15 protein-coding genes and 1 pseudogene are annotated in these 17188 nt (G+C 67.2%); 7 read left to right on the forward strand and 9 right to left on the reverse strand.

Annotated elements, in window-relative coordinates:
• The first annotated feature begins 422 nt into the window (after nt 1-422).
• A complete protein-coding gene (locus tag AB0I22_RS38670) occupies nt 423-875 on the forward strand; it encodes an ATP-binding protein (RefSeq protein ID WP_363135728.1) in 453 nt (150 codons plus the stop codon).
• Nucleotides 876-882: 7 nt separating this feature from the next.
• Complete coding sequence (locus AB0I22_RS38675; RefSeq protein ID WP_363135729.1) at nt 883-1086, forward strand: hypothetical protein; 204 nt, start codon at nt 883-885, stop codon at nt 1084-1086.
• Between the two features lie 558 nt (nt 1087-1644).
• On the opposite strand, the gene AB0I22_RS38680 is transcribed toward AB0I22_RS38675, so the two are convergent.
• The 3 genes from AB0I22_RS38680 to AB0I22_RS38690 all read right to left on the reverse strand — a co-directional run bounded on the left by AB0I22_RS38680 (nt 1645) and on the right by AB0I22_RS38690 (nt 4010).
• Nucleotides 1645-1932, reverse strand: a complete 288-nt coding sequence (locus AB0I22_RS38680) for a hypothetical protein (RefSeq protein ID WP_363135730.1) — start codon at nt 1930-1932, stop codon at nt 1645-1647.
• A 361-nt stretch (nt 1933-2293) separates the two neighbouring features.
• The gene (locus AB0I22_RS38685) at nt 2294-3028 is read right to left on the reverse strand and encodes an SDR family oxidoreductase (RefSeq protein WP_363135743.1); all 735 of its coding nucleotides are present in this window, start codon (nt 3026-3028) and stop codon (nt 2294-2296) included.
• 385 nt (nt 3029-3413) lie between these two features.
• Nucleotides 3414-4010: a TetR/AcrR family transcriptional regulator gene (locus AB0I22_RS38690; RefSeq protein WP_363135731.1), complete on the reverse strand. Its 597-nt coding sequence runs from the start codon at nt 4008-4010 to the stop codon at nt 3414-3416.
• Between the two features lie 583 nt (nt 4011-4593).
• Here AB0I22_RS38690 and AB0I22_RS38695 point away from each other — a divergent pair.
• The 4 genes from AB0I22_RS38695 (at nt 4594) to AB0I22_RS38710 (ending at nt 8479) form a co-directional block, all read left to right on the forward strand.
• Nucleotides 4594-5010, forward strand: coding sequence for a nuclear transport factor 2 family protein (locus tag AB0I22_RS38695; protein ID WP_363135732.1), 417 nt, complete (start codon nt 4594-4596; stop codon nt 5008-5010).
• Between the two features lie 74 nt (nt 5011-5084).
• Nucleotides 5085-5996 carry a helix-turn-helix domain-containing GNAT family N-acetyltransferase gene (locus tag AB0I22_RS38700; RefSeq protein ID WP_363135733.1) on the forward strand — a complete coding sequence of 304 codons (912 nt, stop codon included), beginning with the start codon at nt 5085-5087 and terminating at the stop codon, nt 5994-5996.
• 57 nt (nt 5997-6053) lie between these two features.
• Complete coding sequence (locus tag AB0I22_RS38705) at nt 6054-6377, forward strand: hypothetical protein (RefSeq protein ID WP_363135734.1); 324 nt, start codon at nt 6054-6056, stop codon at nt 6375-6377.
• Nucleotides 6378-6832: 455 nt separating this feature from the next.
• Nucleotides 6833-8479, forward strand: a complete 1647-nt coding sequence (locus AB0I22_RS38710; RefSeq protein WP_363135735.1) for a DNA repair helicase XPB — start codon at nt 6833-6835, stop codon at nt 8477-8479.
• Between the two features lie 81 nt (nt 8480-8560).
• Here the strand turns inward: AB0I22_RS38710 and AB0I22_RS38715 are convergent, their stop codons facing one another.
• A complete protein-coding gene (locus AB0I22_RS38715; protein ID WP_363135736.1) occupies nt 8561-8734 on the reverse strand; it encodes a hypothetical protein in 174 nt (57 codons plus the stop codon).
• Nucleotides 8735-9264: 530 nt separating this feature from the next.
• Nucleotides 9265-9546 carry a hypothetical protein gene (locus AB0I22_RS38720; protein WP_363135738.1) on the reverse strand — a complete coding sequence of 94 codons (282 nt, stop codon included), beginning with the start codon at nt 9544-9546 and terminating at the stop codon, nt 9265-9267.
• Nucleotides 9547-9906: 360 nt separating this feature from the next.
• On the opposite strand from AB0I22_RS38720, the gene AB0I22_RS38725 reads away from it, so the two are divergent.
• Entirely contained in the window at nt 9907-12003 is a 2097-nt protein-coding gene (locus AB0I22_RS38725; RefSeq protein WP_363135739.1) for an AAA family ATPase, read from the forward strand.
• Here AB0I22_RS38725 and AB0I22_RS38730 read toward each other — a convergent pair.
• The 4 genes and pseudogenes from AB0I22_RS38730 to AB0I22_RS38745 form a co-directional block, all read right to left on the reverse strand.
• Complete coding sequence (locus AB0I22_RS38730) at nt 11960-12448, reverse strand: transposase (RefSeq protein ID WP_363135740.1); 489 nt, start codon at nt 12446-12448, stop codon at nt 11960-11962. The genes AB0I22_RS38725 and AB0I22_RS38730 overlap by 44 nt on opposite strands.
• A 17-nt stretch (nt 12449-12465) precedes the next feature.
• Nucleotides 12466-12762 (reverse strand): annotated as a pseudogene (locus tag AB0I22_RS38735) (transposase); the annotation flags it as partial.
• A 3-nt stretch (nt 12763-12765) separates the two neighbouring features.
• Nucleotides 12766-12963 carry a transposase gene (locus AB0I22_RS38740; protein WP_363135741.1) on the reverse strand — a complete coding sequence of 66 codons (198 nt, stop codon included), beginning with the start codon at nt 12961-12963 and terminating at the stop codon, nt 12766-12768.
• Between the two features lie 178 nt (nt 12964-13141).
• Nucleotides 13142-16429: a hypothetical protein gene (locus AB0I22_RS38745; RefSeq protein WP_363135742.1), complete on the reverse strand. Its 3288-nt coding sequence runs from the start codon at nt 16427-16429 to the stop codon at nt 13142-13144.
• Nucleotides 16430-17188 lie beyond the last annotated feature (759 nt).

A 17188-nucleotide genomic window follows, 5' to 3' on the forward strand; every position in this document is an offset into this window, starting at 1 on the left:
TCCCACGGTTTCGGCCGGGTCATCCTCACCCCCGAGGAACGAGATCACCTTCCCCACCCACCGTGCCACACCAAGATCTTTCTGAAAGGACTCCTAAGGGTGTAGTTCAGAGATTTGCGAGCCAACAACTTGCAGAAAAACGGAACTTGGCCCCATCGTATGAGGCGTCGCACCAGAACAACCGGCGGACGGTTCCACGGTGCACCGCCTGACCGCCAACTGCCGTGACATCGGGCGCAGTTGGCGATGGGAGATCTCTGGAAACGTCACCGCCGAGCCCCGTCACGGCGCTTTCAGGGTCAGCTCCCACCAGGGAGCCCCAACGCGGCCTGCGGCCGCAAAGGCCGTGCCCCCGCCCCCACCGGTTTCACCCCCACCGGCAGCGTGAGCGAGCAGTGAGGCGGCAGCCAACCATGGCGACGATGACCACAGACGCATCAGGCGTACGCAGAAAACCCGTACAGGACACGCAGAGTTGGGCGATGGAGTTCGACCCGCACCGTCTTCCGCTCCTCCGGGAAGTGGTGACGGCCCAGATGCGCCTCTGGGAGCTGGAAGAGCGTGTCGAAGACGCCCGTCTCATCGCCACAGAACTCGTTTGCAACATCAAACACACCGGCGACAACCACTTCCGGCTGATCATGCGTCGCCGCACCGACGCAATCGTCATCGGGGTGCGGGACTTCTCGCCGGTACTGGTGGCCTTCCCGGATACGGAACCGGACGTGGCGGACCTGGACCTGCGGGAGCTGGCCGAGCACGGCCGGGGGCTGAGCTGCGTACGGAGCTTCGCGGACGGCGTCGGCGTCAGGCCCGTACCGAACGGAAAGGTCATCTGGGCAAAGCTGAGGTATCCGCATGCCTGCCAGGCGTAGGTACAGAGTGGCGTTCAGGACACTGACGGTCGTCGCGCAGACGATTCGGCGGGGCGACTGGCTCAAGGTCGACGGCGCGTACTACCGCGTGGTGGACCTGCGGAGCCGCGTCGGCGGGAGGCGCGTAGAGCTCGACGGCCATGCCCCGCAGAACCTCGACGACGGCGTGCTGTACGAGGTCCAGCGCCTCCAGAAGGAGCCGTACCGGTGACCGCCGAGCCCGAAGACACGACCGAGGCCCCTGTGCCCAAGGTCCAAAACACTCCCGACGCGGGGGCGCAGTGCTACATGTGCCGCCGCTCCCTCCCCAAGGAGGCCAGAGCCCTGGAGGGGGCGGTTGTCCTCGGCAAGGGGTGCGAGGTGCCGGTGTGTTGGTGTCAGAAGTGCATGGAGGTGCTCTTGTCCTACCACCGGCAGCGGCCCCGACCGGCGCATGGACGCATCTCGTGACGCCGGAAGCCCTGTGGGCACAGGTGAACTGGGCACAAGGCCGCTGCCGGCGCTGCGGCGCCGAAAGCGAAGTCGCCGACACCGGCGAGGACATAGGCCCCTGGGGCAGCCGGTCCCCGGTCCACGCGTGCCGGATCTGCTACTTCCTAATCTGGCAAGGACTTTGGGCCCACGCCCTGCTCGATACCCACGAAAACCCCGGAGCGAGAACCAGAACCAGAACGAGAGCCACCGGCCTGGCGACCCTCCCCCCTTTGCGCAGCCGAATCCTGAGCCTGAGCCAAGATTCCCCCTGAACCGCCAACTGTCCTGAGCTACTTCAGGAAACCGGGTTCTGATCGGGGCAATGCCAGTCGGCCGCGTAGATCACACTGCCGTCCGCGTCGCTGAGGTGGAAGCAGTCACCATTGGCCCACACGACGACTGAGTCGGGACGATGATCGACCTGGAACGGCTCGTCTCCTCGCAGCGTCCCGGGCCAGGAACCATCCGCTGCCGACGAGTGAGTCACAACGACGCAGGTTTGCTTCGACGGAATCCGGTGGCTGTCCGCCCAGGGTTCCACGACCAGCTCCAGCGGCACCTCACCACCATTGCTGATCAGCAACCGCGCCGTTCCCCCAGCGAACATTCCCGCCCCTCCATGACCACCCGCCAACCCCACGCGCGGACCCGCCGCCCTCGCGGGACACCCGGCAGGATCGTCACACGATCCGGGTCACTCGGCCCAAACACGACACACTTCGGCGTCGGCGCTCTGTGGCTCTGTACGCCGTCGTCGAGGGCGTACAGGTCGCGGCTGCGCGGCAGGTCTGCGACCAGGTCCAGGATCGCGTCGTGGAGCAGGCCATCACCATTGACGCCAGGACGCCCACCTACGTCGCACCCTGGTCGGCACATCGGCGCCGGTGATGGGATCAAGGTCCCTCATCCGGCTCGCGCGCGGGGTGCGGCGCTTACGAGACCGCTCACACCTGTGCGTATCCACCGTCGGCGTAGATTTCGGCGCCGTTGACGTAACTCGACGCGTCCGAGGCGAGGAATGTCGTCACGGCGGCGATCTCCTCGGGCTCGGCGAGCCGGCCAAGGGGGATGGAGCCTTCGGCCTGCTTGAGCATCTCGGCCGGGATCAGTTCGAGCAGACCAGGGGTAGGCGTACCGCCCGGGGACACGACGTTGACCCGAAAGCCATGTGCGCGCGAGCTGTGGGCCCAGCCGCGGGCGAGGCTGCGGACCGCGGCCTTCGACGCGGCGTAGATCTCAAGTCCCGGGTTGGGACGGTTCGCGGCGGTCGAACCCGTCAGGATCACCGAGGCGTTCGTGCTGAGGAACGGCAGGGCCTGCTGCAGGGTGAAGATCGTTCCTTTGACGTTGGTGGCGAATACGGCGTCGATAAGCTCCTCCGTCACCTCGCCGAACGGAGCCGCGGTGCCGACGCCGGCGTTGGCGACCAGCACGTCGATACGTCCGGCCCGGTCGTGCACGGCCCGGTAGAACACGTCGAGCTCCGAGGGCACCGAAGCATCGCAGACCACGCCGGTCACGTCCGGTCCGAGCTCGGCGACCGCGGCGTCGAGCGCGTCCTTGCGGCGACCGGTGATGAATACCTTTGCGCCCTCGTCGCGGAATGCGCGGGCGGTCGCGAACCCGATGCCGGTGCTGGCCCCGGTGACCACGGCGACCTTGTCTTCCAAGACGGCCATGCCGCCCCCTTCATGGTTATGGACTGTGTCGTCCATAACCTTCCTGGATCTGGACCGAACAGTCAAGAAGGCTTCGGCATCGGGTCTTCGCAGGGCGACCCCGCGGTCGAGCCGAGCAGGCTCCAGAGCGGATCCCCCGCACGTACGACCTCGGAGCGGACGCCTACGGGGCCGATCGCCCCACCGGCAGCGCCGACCGCCGCGGCGGTACCGACCTGCTGGGTCGCAGTTCGAACCGCCCGACCGGCGAAGGGCGCACGGGAGCCCGGCCGGCGGCCCGCGGCCCTCGCCGGGAACCGCAGCGCCCGGCCCGAGGGCGCACCGCACCCCAGGGTTCAGGGCCGGTCGCAGGTCGCGGCGGCGCAGGCCGGCCGGTGAGGTGTCGCTACTGCGCCGGGGCGGGCAGGAACCGCGCCAGGGTGGACTGGGCCACCGCGGTAAGCGCGTCGATGTCCATGCCGGTACGCCCGAGCGCGATGAGGCCGAGCTGCGCGACGAGGGCCGCGCGGGCGGTCTCGGCGGGGTCGACGTCGGGAGCGAGGTCGCCTTCGCGCTGGGCACGCTCCAGTGCCGCGGTGAGGATGGTCGCGATCGCGTCGTAGCTGCGGCGGGCCTCGGCGGCCACATCCGGAGTGCTGGCGGCAAGCTCGGCATTGCTGTTGGCCAGCAGGCAGCCCCGACGCGCAACCGCTCCGGTCGGGTCGCCGGTCGGACCGAGCACGAATTCGCGCACCACGTCGATCCCCCGCGCCGCGGACGCCAGACGCTCGCGCAGCACCAGCAGGTTCGCGTCGTCGTAGTCGCGCAGGACCCGCAGGAACAGGCTGCGCTTGTCCCCGAACGCCCCGTAGAGGCTGCCCTTGCCCAGTCCGCTCACGCGCAGCAGGTCGTCCATCGACGTCGCCGCGTAGCCCTTGTCCCAGAACGCGTCGCGGACAGCGCGAATCACACGATCTTCGTCAAACTCACGGGGTCGGGGCATCCAGCCATCGTACTAGTTCTGGACCATATGGGCCATAATGGGCTCGGAGCGCTGCACACCCATCTCGATGCGGTGGAAGGCTGATGACTGAGCCCGCGGGGCGGGGCCACGATATTCCCGGGCGAGGACGACTCCGCGTACGCCGCATGGTCAGGTGCTCGCGGCTGACGACATGGCCGCCGGGGCGCGACAACTCGGGCAAGCGATCGGCCGTCAGGGCCGGCGGCTCGCCGTCGGCCACAGCACATGGGCACCGGAGTCGGCTGCCACCCGACTTGGGCAGAGCGATCCCCTTCCCACCCGCAGGACTGCGGTACGACTTTGTGGGGCAGCCCCAATCGCCGGCCACCGCTACAGGGAGCCCCCGGTGACAAGGAATTGGAGAGTCTCATGGGGCAGCTGGACAACAAGACCGCCCTCGTCACCGGCTCGCGGCACGTAGCTCTGGCACGTAGCTCCAGGCACCGAATCGGCGGGCAAGACACATTCGACGCGCCAGGACCTCCGAGCAGCGTACCCGCGAGCACCTGCACACCTCACGTAAACGAAGAGACAAAAGGCAAAGGGCATAAGGATAAAGACGATGGCAGCAAATACTCAGACCTCGCGGACCGTGGCCGAGAAGTTCGTGGAACGTCTCGGCAGGCAGGACCCCGACGGCATCCAGGAACTGTTCGCCGAGGAAATCGACTGGCACGTTCCCGGCAGCGACGCGCTGCCCTGGACCGGGCGCCGTACCCGCCGGGAGGAGGTCGCGCCGTACTTCACCACGATGTGGCCGCACTTCGCGCAGGGCAGGAGCAAGGTCGTGCTGGAGCGGGTCATCGTCGACGGTGGTGACGTGGTGCTGCTGGCGGTCTTCACGCACACCGTCGCGGCCAGCGGGAAGGAGTTCACCACACCGGCGGCCATGCACCTGGCGGTCGAGGACGACCGGATCGTCCGCATGCGCCTGTACGAGGACACGCTGACCGTCGAGAAGGCGTTCAACGCAGGCTGAGCGGAGAGCGCACAAGAGCCCGGGCCCACGCAAAACCGTTTACCCCACCATCATTCTCTGACTAAGGTCAGAGAATGATGGCGAAGCAGCAGACCGAGCAGGTGGAGCAGGTGCGGCGCTTCAACCGGGCAGTGGCCGAGCGCGTAGGGGTGCTGCACGACCGCTATCTCGGCGGGGCGCGCCCGTACGGGCAGGCGCGGCTGCTCTGGGAGATCGGCGACGAGGTCACGCATGACGTCCGCAGCGTACGAGACCGGCTCGGCCTCGACTCCGGGTACGTGAGCCGGCTACTGCGGGCGCTGGAGCGCGACGGCCTCGTCGCCGTCGAGCCCCACCCCCGCGACCGGCGGGTACGCACCGTGCGGCTGACCGAGGCCGGGCGGCAGGAGCGCGTACTCCTCGACGACCGCAGCGACGCGCTCGCCGCATCGCTCCTCGGCCCGCTCGACGCCCGGCAGCGGAACCGGCTGACCTCGGCCATGGCCGAGGTCGAGCGGCTGCTGACCGCCTCGGTGGTCTCCCTGGAAGTGCTCGACCCCGACCACCCGGACGCCGTGGGCTGCCTCCGGTCCTACGCCGCCGAGCTGCGGGAACTCTTCGAAGGCGGCTTCGACCCCGCGAACAGCCTGCTGCCGGACCCGGGCGAATTGCGCGCGCCGCGCGGCCTGTTCCTCGTCGCCCGGCTGCACGGCGAGCCGGTGGGCTGCGCCGGGCTCAAACTGCCGGCCGCGGCGCCCGCCGAGATCAAGCGGCTGTGGGTCCGCCCCAGCGCCCGCGGGCTGGGCCTGGCGCGACGCCTCCTGTCCGAACTTGAGGAACGCGCCGCCCGGCACGGCAGCGATCTGGTGCGGCTCGACACCAACAAGGCTCTGGAAGCGGCCACTCGTCTCTACCGCGACAGCGGTTACACCGAGGTCCCGGCGTTCAACGACGAGTCCTACGCCCACCACTGGTTCGAAAAGCGGATCGCCCCTGGTAGGCAATAGAAATGAAGGCACTTTTCCGGTACGTTCATTCGATTACGGTCAGCAAGGGGCACGTCCGTGACTTTCGTCATCATCCTCTCCGTCGTCATCTTCGTGGGCTTCATCGCCTATATCGTCAACCTTTTCATCCGCGACCATAAGATCGGGACCCACGGACGGGACATTCACGCCCTGGTGGAGGATGTGCGTTACCTGGGTTCGAATGACGGCGGGTCCGTCACCATAAAATACCGGCTTTCCTGGTACGAGGACGGCGCGACCCGGTACGCGGAAGGCAAGGACACCATTCCCGCCTACCGTTCCTCAAGGCTGCAAAAAGGCTGCGAGGTCGATATCAAGTACCTGGACGACGACCACATCTTGTTCGTCTTCGACAAGTAGACGCCGCAGGAGCTTTTCGAGCCGAAGTCGCCCCCGCTGAGATTTCGCGTCCCGCTCCCGCCCCCGACCCGGACCTCAAGGCCATCGCGCCCTCGGCACCCGGACCGTCCACCTCCTGTGGCACCACGGTGACACCGTCCCATCGGACGTACGGACCAGGAGAACCGCCGGCCGCTGGACACCGTGAGCGGCCCGTGCCTCGGCCCCTCCAGGGAAGCGGCCCCTCCCCCGCGCGCGATGAGCGACCATAGAGGGTGGCGTGCTCCCCGGCGTGCCGGCCGGGACACCCTTCCGGCGCCGGGCACGGCATCGGGCTCGACAGCGGGCACGGCGCCGGGCACGGCAAACGGGCTCGACAGCGGGCGCGATCCGGCACGACGTCGGGCACGGGGCATAGCCCGTGCCGTGGCAGACGTTGTCGCTGTCGCGAGACGACCCTATCCATGGAGGAATGTGTGTCCTGCCTCATCGTCCAGAGCGACAAAACGCTGCTCCTGGAAGTGGATCATGAGCAGGCGGAAGCCTGCCGGCGGGCCATCGCGCCGTTCGCGGAGCTGGAGCGCGCCCCCGAGCACATCCATACGTACCGCCTCACGCCGCTCGGGCTGTGGAACGCGCGAGCGGCCGGGCACGACGCCGAGCAGGTCGTCGACGCGCTCGTGGAGTACTCCCGCTACCCCGTGCCGCACGCCCTCCTCGTCGACGTCGCCGAGACCATGGCGCGGTACGGGCGGCTGAAGCTGCTCAAGCACCCGGTCCACGGGCTGGTCCTGGAGTCCACCGACCGCCCCGTCCTGGAGGAGATCCTCCGGTCGAAGAAGGTCCAGCCGCTGGTGGGCGCGCGGGTCGATCCGGACACCGTCGTCGTGCACCCCTCCGAGCGCGGGCAGATCAAGCAGACGCTGCTGAAGCTCGGCTGGCCGGCCGAGGACCTCGCCGGTTACGTGGACGGCGAGGCGCACACCATCGAGCTCGACGAGACGGGATGGGCCCTGCGCCCGTACCAGAAGCAGGCCGTCGAAGGGTTCTGGCACGGCGGCTCGGGCGTCGTCGTGCTGCCGTGCGGGGCGGGCAAGACCCTCGTCGGCGCCGGGGCCATGGCCGAGGCGAAGGCGACGACGCTGATCCTCGTCACCAACACCGTCTCCGCCCGGCAGTGGAAGCACGAGCTGGTCAAGCGGACGTCGCTCACCGAGGAGGAGATCGGCGAGTACAGCGGTACGCGCAAGGAGATCCGCCCGGTCACCATCGCCACGTACCAGGTGCTGACCACCAAGCGGAAGGGCGTCTACCAGCACCTGGAGCTCTTCGACTCCCGTGACTGGGGCCTCATCCTCTACGACGAGGTGCACCTGCTGCCCGCGCCGGTCTTCAAGTTCACCGCCGACCTCCAGGCCCGCCGCCGCCTCGGGCTGACCGCCACGCTCGTACGGGAGGACGGCCGCGAGTCCGACGTCTTCTCGCTCATCGGGCCCAAGCGGTTCGACGCCCCGTGGAAGGAGATCGAGGCACAGGGCTACATCGCACCCGCCGACTGCGTGGAGGTGCGCGTCAACCTGACGGACGCCGAGCGGCTCGCCTACGCCACGGCCGAGACCGAGGAGAAGTACCGGTACTGCGCGACCACCGACACCAAGCGCAAGGTCACCGAGGCCCTGGTGCGGCGGCACCAGGGCGAGCAGACGCTCGTCATCGGCCAGTACATCGACCAGCTCGACGAGCTGGGCGAGCACCTGGGCGCGCCCGTCATCAAGGGCGAGACGACGAACGCGCAGCGTGAGAAGCTCTTCGGCGCCTTCCGTGAAGGCGAGATCAGCGTGCTGGTCGTCTCGAAGGTCGCGAACTTCTCCATCGACCTGCCCGAGGCGACGGTCGCCATCCAGGTCTCCGGAACGTTCGGGTCCCGGCAGGAGGAGGCGCAGCGGCTCGGCCGCGTACTGCGCCCGAAGGCGGACGGGCACGAGGCCCGCTTCTACTCCGTCGTCGCCCGCGACACCGTCGACCAGGACTTCGCGGCCCACCGCCAGCGGTTCCTGGCCGAACAGGGCTACGCGTACCGGATCGTGGACGCGGACGAACTGCTGTCGGGGGACGGGTCCTGACGGTCCGACCCTGCCCGTGTAGTCGAGAGGGCGGGAAGTCTCGCCCTCTTCCTACTTCCCTCTGTCCTACTTCCCTCTGTCCTACTTCTCGTCCGCGTAGTCCCCAAGGAGGACGACGCTGATCGCCGCCCCGGCGAAAACCTTGATCGCCCGAAGCGTGCCGCCCAGCCCATGGCGCTGCTGACCTGCGACGGAGTTGACGGTGGCACCTCGGCGGGCGCCCTGGCCGGTGTGGGTGAAGGTTGCGGTGCTCATGTGTTCCATCATGGTTTCCCCGGCGCCGCTCCACATCGGCCTGCCGGTGTAACCACAGCCACGCGCCCGTACGACCACAGACCCATGCCCACCCCTACGGGAGAGGGACGGCGCCCCTGAGAGCGGATGAGGCCGCAACGAGGGCCTTGCCGGGCCTCGATGACGCTGGACGACGGAGACGCTGACATGTGTGGTGAATTCGGCCTACTGGTGGGCGGATAGCGGCTTGACGAGGTACTCGCCGTGTGGGACCGCCCGGCCCCACACGGCCTCGACCGCGGCCGACACGATCTTCACAATGGGCGGGTCCTCGTTGGCCTCATGCCCCGCCCACGTTCGGAGACGATCCGGGCGCGGCGCATGACGACTCCCCGGGCGGTGGTCTCGCGCACGAGACCGGCCCACTCCCCGTACTCGTACGGGGAGTTCGCACTCCGCGGACCGGTCGACGGGCTTGCCCGCCTGCCAGTCGGCGAACGCCGTGTCAGCCATGTAGGAGTCGCGCATCTCCAGATGGCACGCCGAAGTGCTCAGCGCTCCTCAGCAGGGTGGCAAAGTCCGACGCGCTCCGCGTCGTCGCAGGCCTTCCTCAAGAACGGGATCATCCGGACGGGGATGCGAACCACGCCTTCATGGCTCGGGACGCCGATCGGATGCCCCTCGACCCACTCGGTGGCGGCGATCTTGGTGCGCATCTCCGACTCGGGCAACCAGCCCTGAACGACGATCTCCGCTTCCTCGTCTTCAAGCCAGACCGTGGGCGAACCCCCGTTGGGCGAGTCCGGATCGATGCCGACGAATCTCAGCGACATGGCTTCCCTCCAGGGGCGACGTCGGACGGGTCACATACGAGGTTGCCCCGAGGCCGGCCCGCAGGGCCACGGTCTTGCACCCTTCCCGGACCCCGCCCCGCCGGCCGGGCGAGCCCGCGCCGCGGCTACGTAAGGCTGCGCCCGGCCCCATCTGTGGGCCGGACCGGTCACGTATCAGGCTCGTGCCAAGCCCGTACGAGCCGGGCCAAGGCCCGTAAAACCATTCGCGCCCCGCATCCGTGCTGACTACAATCGCCGACTTCCCGCCTCCCACGCCACCGCATCACCGGGAGCGCCTCCGTCCGGACGGAAACCGGCCGGTTTCTCGCTCGCTACCCACTCACAGACGGAGGCAGCACCGTGCTCTCGCACGCCCAGGGCCAGGACCCGACCGAGGCCCCGGCCCAGGACCAGGACTCCAATCCCCTCGACCGGGAACGCGCCTACCTCAGCGCTTCCCGTGCCGCGCTGCGCGCCATGCGCGCGGATGTCGAGTCCCTCGACATCAAGGACGTCACGGCGAACTGGGTCAACGCCGAGGTCCTGCAGAACCAGATCGAGGACCGGATCAAGGCGCTGGCCGACCTGGCGCACACCCCGCTCTTCTTCGGCCGCCTGGACTACGGGCACGCGCCGGGCATGGAGCTGGCCGAGGGCGCGGAAGGCGAACAGTTCTACATCGGCCGCCGGCACGTCCACGACGCGGACGGCGACCCCATGGTCATCGACTGGCGCGCCCCCGTCTCGCAGCCCTTCTACCAGGCATCGAAGAAGAACCCGCTGGATGTGCGGCTGCGCCGCCGCTTCGGATATACGGGCGGCGAGCTGACGGCGTACGAGGACGAGCACCTCACCGACCGCTCGGAGACCGAGCAGTCCAGCAAGCTGCTCCAGAGCGAGATCGAGCGGCCGCGCGTCGGTCCGATGCGCGACATCGTCGCGACGATCCAGCCGGAGCAGGACGAGATCGTACGAGCCGGGATCGGCGGCACCGTGTGCGTGCAGGGCGCGCCCGGCACCGGGAAGACCGCCGTCGGCCTGCACCGCGTCGCCTACCTCCTGTACGCGCACCGCGAGCGCTTGGCCCGCTCAGGCACCCTCGTCATCGGCCCGAACCGCTCCTTCCTCCACTACATCGAGCAGGTCCTCCCGGCGCTCGGCGAACTCAACGTCGCCCAGGCGACCGTCGACGACCTCGTCGCCCACGTCGAGGTGCGCGGTGCGGACCCGGCCACCGCGGCCCGTATCAAGGGCGACGCGCGCATGGCGCGGGTGCTGCGGCGCGCGGTGCGCTCCGGGGTGACGATGCCGACGGAGGCCGTGGTCGTCGTCCGCGGTTCGCGGCGCTGGCGGGTGCCGGCGTACGAAGTGGAGGAGACGGCGCGGGAGTTGCTGGCGCGCGACATCCGCTACGGGGCGGCCCGCGAGGCTCTTCCGCAGCGCATCGCGCACGCCGTGCTCGTACGGATGGAGGAGGCCGGCGAGGCCCCCGACGACCGTGTACAGGACTCCGTGGCGCGCAACGCCGCGGTGAAGGCCGCGGTCAAGGCGGTCTGGCCGCCGGTCGATCCCGCGAAGCTGGTACTGCGGCTGCTGGGCGACGCGGAGTTCCTGGCGGAGCACGCGGACGGGCTGCTCTCGCCGGAGGAGCAGAAGGAGATCCTCTGGGCGAAGCCCGCGCGCAGCGTGAAGTCCGCCAAGTGGTCCGCCGCGGACGCGGTGCTGATCGACGAGGCGCAGGACCTCATCGCCCGAACGCACTCGCTCGGACACGTCGTACTCGACGAGGCGCAGGACCTGTCCCCCATGCAGTACCGCGCGGTGGGGCGGCGCTGCACGACGGGGTCGGCGACGATCCTCGGCGACCTCGCCCAGGGCACCACGCCCTGGGCGACGGACAGTTGGCAGGAAGCCCTCGGCCATCTCGGCAAGCCGGATTCGGTGATCGAGGAGCTGACGCAGGGGTTCCGCGTGCCGCGCCAAGTCATCGCGTACGCCTCGCGGCTGCTCCCCGCCATCGCGCCGGGGCTGGCGGAGGCGACCGCGATCCGCGAGGCCGCGGGCGACTTCGCGGTACGGGCGGTGGCGGCCGGGGAACTGGACGCGTCCGTCATCGCCGCCTGCCGTGAGGCTCTCGCCAAGGAGGGCTCCATCGGCCTCATCGCCGCCGAATCCAGGCTCCCGGCCCTGTCCGAGGCCCTGACCGCAGCCGGCCTGACCGCCCTCGCCCCCGGCGAGGAAACCTCCGCCGAAGCCCGCCTCACCCTCGTACCGGCCACCCTCGCCAAGGGCCTCGAATACGACTACGTGGTACTGGACGAACCCGCCGCCGTAGTCGACGGCGAGCCGGACGAACGTACCGGCCTCCGCCGTCTGTATGTGTCCCTGACGCGAGCGGTGTCAGGTCTGACAGTCATCCACTCAGCACCGTTGCCGGAGCAACTGACGGCAGGCTGATAACCGCCACGCCGGGCGGGAAACGGCCTATGAGCCCGCCCGGCGCGAGCACCTGCACTAGTAAGTGTCTGTGAAGCCCCGTACAGGGCACGGGCCTTGCGGTGCGGTGCAGCAGGAGCATGATCGTGGCCAGGTAGATCGCATTCGCCTGGCTGGCAGCCAGGTACTCGTAGTTCTTGGACAGTCGCTGGTAGCGGCTCAGCCAGGCGAAACTACGCTCGATCACACAGCGACGCGGTACCACCGGAAACATGGGCACCACCCGGGGCGGTGCGTCGGCCTTCGCCCAGGTGCCGCGGAAGCCGCCGTCCTTCCGCTGCACGATCTGGATCGCGATCCCGGTCTCCTCGCGGACCCAGACCAAGAAGTCGAGGCCACGATAGCGCTGGTCGGCCCACACACGCCGCATGCGCGGGAACTTGTCGGCGCACCGGGCAAGCAGCACGGCTGCCCGTCACGGTCGCTGACGTTCGCCGGGCTGACGCAGACCGCGAGCCCCAGGCCAAGCGTGTCGACCATGAGGTGACGCTTAATCCCCAGCACCTTCTTGCCGCCGTCGTACCCGTGCCGGCCACCGCGCTCGGTGGCCTTGACGCTCTGGCTGTCGATCACCCCGGCACTCGGCGTCGGATCACGCTCCTGGTCAGTACGTTCCCGTGCCCGCAGAGCCGCAAGGATCTCCTCCCACCGCCCCTCGATACGCCACCGCCTCCAGTGGTGGGAGACGGCCTGGTACGGCGGGAAGTCGTGCGGCAGCAGCCATCAGGCACAGCCGGCCCGCACCCAGTACGCAAGAGCGTCGATGATCTCCCGGCGCTCGTGCTTCGGCGGCCCCCCGCCCGGTTTCGGCGGCGGCACGAGCAGCGCCAGCACCGCCCACTCCACGTCGGACAGATCGGCCGGATACGCGCGCCGTTCCCCGACCATCTCGGCCTCCAGCAGCGCCAGGACTATCAACACGCCAGCTCTGAACGGGACTTCTCAGGCACCTATTAAGCCCCGTCCAATCAAGCATCTCAAACGCATGTGACCGCTTGCCTTCTATTGATCAGGCATGGTCCGGCTCTGAATGTGGGAGGTATTCGGAGTCTCGCTTTCCGCGCCATGAGCAGGGGCATGCGGCTATGGTTCGGACGGCTCATGCTCGATGCTGGCAACGTGCTGCCGTACGCACGCTGTGACGAGGGTCCCGCGCCAGGAGGCCGAGGATCTGATTCGCCAATGCGGCCCCCTCCGAACTGGCCTGGCAGGCGACCTGAGCCAGCACGCGGCGCACCCGGAAGTCGCTGTCCCGCGCTAGTTGTAGCGCGGTGTCCCGGTACCGGTCGGGATTCTTGAAGCATAGGACTGCGCTTGCCTGTCGGACCCCAAGATGGCTGTGCGCAGCCATAAGGCTGGCGTCGACCTCATCTACAACGTCACTTGAAAGCCTGCTGAGCGCGGTTGCCGCGGCGAGAAGGTCGGCGGAGTCGTCGGTGGTGAGCAGGCCAATCGCTTGGGTGCGCACCCAAGCTTGGTCTTCTGGGCTAGTGGCTGACGCCGAAGCCAGCAGCAAGGCTTTCCCTCGCAGAGAAGCGGAACCCGTCGTGATCTTGATCGAGCTAAGGGGGTGGGGCACCCCGGTTACCTCATGATCCAAATAACTTCCTGGCTGCTCTCCTAGCACGAAGCTCTTGGCGGATTGGAATGTCTCTCGCCGCACATCGGTCGACATGCGAGTAACCAGATTGCAGGCGCCGACAAGGGCGTCCTTCCTGCTGACAGTCACCTCACGTGCGTCACCCGCGATGCGCATGAGCATCGTCAGACACAGCGTGCGGTCCTGGACGCCAAGGCTGCCGACTAGGTAGGAATCGTTCACCAGTCGAGTGCTGAAACTTATGCAGCCTGGATCCGGTTCTGGGCGTTGCACAATGCGCTTGAAAGCCTCACCTGCGTGTTTATGGACAGCAGGATGCCCGGGGGCGACCAAGGATCGTGCGACATCAGCCAAGTAGAGGCCGTTGTCGTCAAGACGATCAATCCGAGCTCGAAGGGAAACTAGTTCGGCCTCGGACAAGTCACGGTCGGAGTGACCTCCGGAATACCTGGAATGATCCTGGCGCTGCGTCAGAATCTCGACAACGTCGTCCTCGACGACGAGTTCGAGTGCCTTCTTCGCACCACCTTCTGCCAAGTCGAATAGCCTGGTGAGAGCTACTGCCGCAAGATTGGGATGGGTCTTGGCGATGTCAAGGCAAGCCGTTGCGTGGTATTGGTCGGAGTAATGGTACTGATTGGCACCCCGTGGCACGTCGGAAGCCAATAGTTCAAGGAGAGCTGACGCTTGCGATGAGGTTCCCCGTGCCGCCAGAGCACAAGCGCTCTTCGTGGCCTGGTGCGTAAGATCGCCGAAGGGGGAGTCCATCAACTCCCCGGCCCTACCCTGCTCGGCCAGAGCCGTCAGCGTGCCGAGCAGAGGACCGGCTGCATCGTCGGCTATCAGGTCTGCTTGAGATTCGATGAGGGCAGCGCGGGCGCAGATCGTCCACCACGGCGCATTGTCGAGAGGCCCAGATGGCAGCTCAAGATCACCTTCAGCTGCCAGTTTCTTTATCTTCTTGGTATCGCCGGCACGCTCGTAGTTTTCCGCCGCCAAGGCAGGTTCCTGACTGTCACGATAGAGGTCTCCCAAGAACTCCGCCGCTTCGATCTCGCTTGCCCAGCTTCCCGTGATCACCGTATCGGTGATCCAACGCTGTGCAGACAAAACTGCCTCCACGGGCTTGCCTGCCACTAGCGCCGATAGAGCTTGCTGCCTAGGGCTGCGAATCCGGTCCAACAGCCGACCGTCCCCCGTGGCTCGGAGGGCCTGTGCCAGCCGATGCTCGTCATCGATCTCCGGGGTAATTGGGCCATACTGTACGTTTACTGCTCGGATGGCGTACAGCCAATCGGCAGCATCTTCGTTAATGCCGGCATGAACGGCCTCGGATACCGCATCACGCCAGGATTCAAGTGCTTCATCCGGCCGGCCTTCAAGTGCACATCTCCGCGCTTCGCGTGCATGGATCAAAGCCGCGTGCCGGCCGGGGACTCGGTGACTTCGCGCCAACCGGTTGAGTTCGATACGTTCCGTGGGGTTGTATTCGGCGCGCACCAGGCGCAGCCGAATATCAGCATCCATGGTGACTCGCTCGATCTGCTTCACACTCGAACTGCGGATTGCGGTCTGGATGAGTGAGTCCAGGTCCTCAAGCCGATCGGGGGCCAAGGCTAAGACGTGCTCGGCGAGCAGGAGTACGAGCAGGGGTTGATAGTCCGGTGCCTCACTGGATTCCTCACTCAGGGTCGTTTTGAGCGTGTCGCAGGTACCAGTAGGGTGGAGCAGACTCCTCACCGCAGCAGCAACCAGTCGGGAGTGCCGCTTTGTGCGTGCGGCATGCTGTGTCGTGGCCGCCGTCGCTTCATGTTCCAGCTTCTCAAGTTGGCTCATCAGCCTCCGCGGTTCGTATCGATCACCGAAATGGAGAGCTGCAACCGCGAGGTGCGCCGCAAGCGCAGCGGCCTGGTCGGTTAGCTGGGCGTCCGTGAGGGCAGCAAGTTGTTTGCTGCGCATGGTCACTGCGTGACCTCGAAATCCGACATGATCCAGCCGATTCGCCAAGTCGCCGTAGAGGCGGGCGGATTCTTCCGGAGCATCCTTCAGCTGGTCGTCTGCCTGCCGAAGAATCGGTGCGACGTCGTTCACCCGCAACGGGCCGATGAGGATCCTCTCCGCCTGCTCCTGGCGATCGGGCAGCGGCACAGGGACTCCAGGGAGGGGCGCCCCGGTGCAGAACGTCTCAGCTGTCTCGCGAGTCCAGAATTGGGCGACCACATTACCCAAGTTACGCAAGTGGTCATTGATCTGTTCAGATCCCCATAAGTCCAGCTCAAGATCAGGATGCTCACGTTGAAGCTCGTCGAGTGCCTCCGCCACCTGAGTGGTCTCTGTGGACGCCGAGGTGGCGACAATGAGGCAGGCGGCGCCGAACGGGCGTCTGCCCATGACGTATTTCCCGACAGCTGCGCGAAGATCCCCGGCAGTGAATTCCTGGTAGTCCTTGCACTGGACGACGGTGTATCGGCCGTCTGGCGCACGACCGGCGAGGTCAATGCCATGCTGCGCTTGCCCCAGGACGCCGTAGCGGCGGAACTTGATCCCCCTCAGCCCCAGCACACCGCGAGATACTGCGAGGAGCAACTTCTCGAAGCGATGCCATCCGAGGTGCAGGTTAAGGTCTTCACCGTGCGGAGTCCAGCCCGGTGTGCCCTGATCCGGAGGCATACCGAGGTTCGTGTCGGCTGAGCAGGGTTCCCACCGCTCATCCGCCGAGATGGGCTCCGGTTCTGAGGGGCTGCCGTGAACCCGCCCAGAAGACTGTTTGGGGTTGGAACGAGTCATACGACCTAGTGTCGCGGTTGGAAGCTGTACTGCATCCGATACCGGACCACGCAAGTCGAACGGGTTCCTGATGGGGTGATCTTTCGGCAGTGCGGGCCGTAATGACGTGCGATTGTCTCGCGCATGTGTACGACAACACAGTCGGCCATCCACGCCGGGAACACCGGCATCCCTCGAACATGTCGGGCTCGGGATGGGCGGTCATCCGACCGTCGCTGCCGGTACCAACCTGGCTCCAGGGCCGGGCGGGCAGCCCGAAGAATACTGCCGTCGGCAGATGCTGGACACGATCCGTTACCTGGTCTCGGGAGAGGCTCCTGGCAGCCGATGCCCCTCACCTGATGAGAGCCGGGTTCACGCTTTCTTCCGCCGCTGGCGCGTTCACGGGCTGACTATAGAGTTCCACCCCCGGCTGCGCGGCCGGGTTGCTGAGCGGGAAGGCCGTGAGGTGGCGTCAACGGCCAAGGTCAGCCATGCGCAGCCGGTGGAGACCGGGCCTCAGAACCATCACGTGCCGTCCTTCCCGCCAAGACAACCCAGTCCAGCCCGCTCGGGACACCTCCCAATAGAGCTGGGGGCGGGAGAGATTGAGGGCACAGGAACGGTCGATTCCACCGGCGCGCGCAACCGTGCCAAGCCCAGCCACTCCAAGCCCGCCCGGCGATTGAGAAGCTGTATCTCAACCGGACGTGGTCGTTTGGTTTTCGCTGGTCAGGCATGGTTTCGGTCGGGGTGAGGGAGAGTTTCGGCGTTCTGTTC

It is taken from the genome of Streptomyces sp. NPDC050610 (genome assembly GCF_040654875.1).
Taxonomy (GTDB): Bacteria; Actinomycetota; Actinomycetes; order Streptomycetales; family Streptomycetaceae; genus Streptomyces.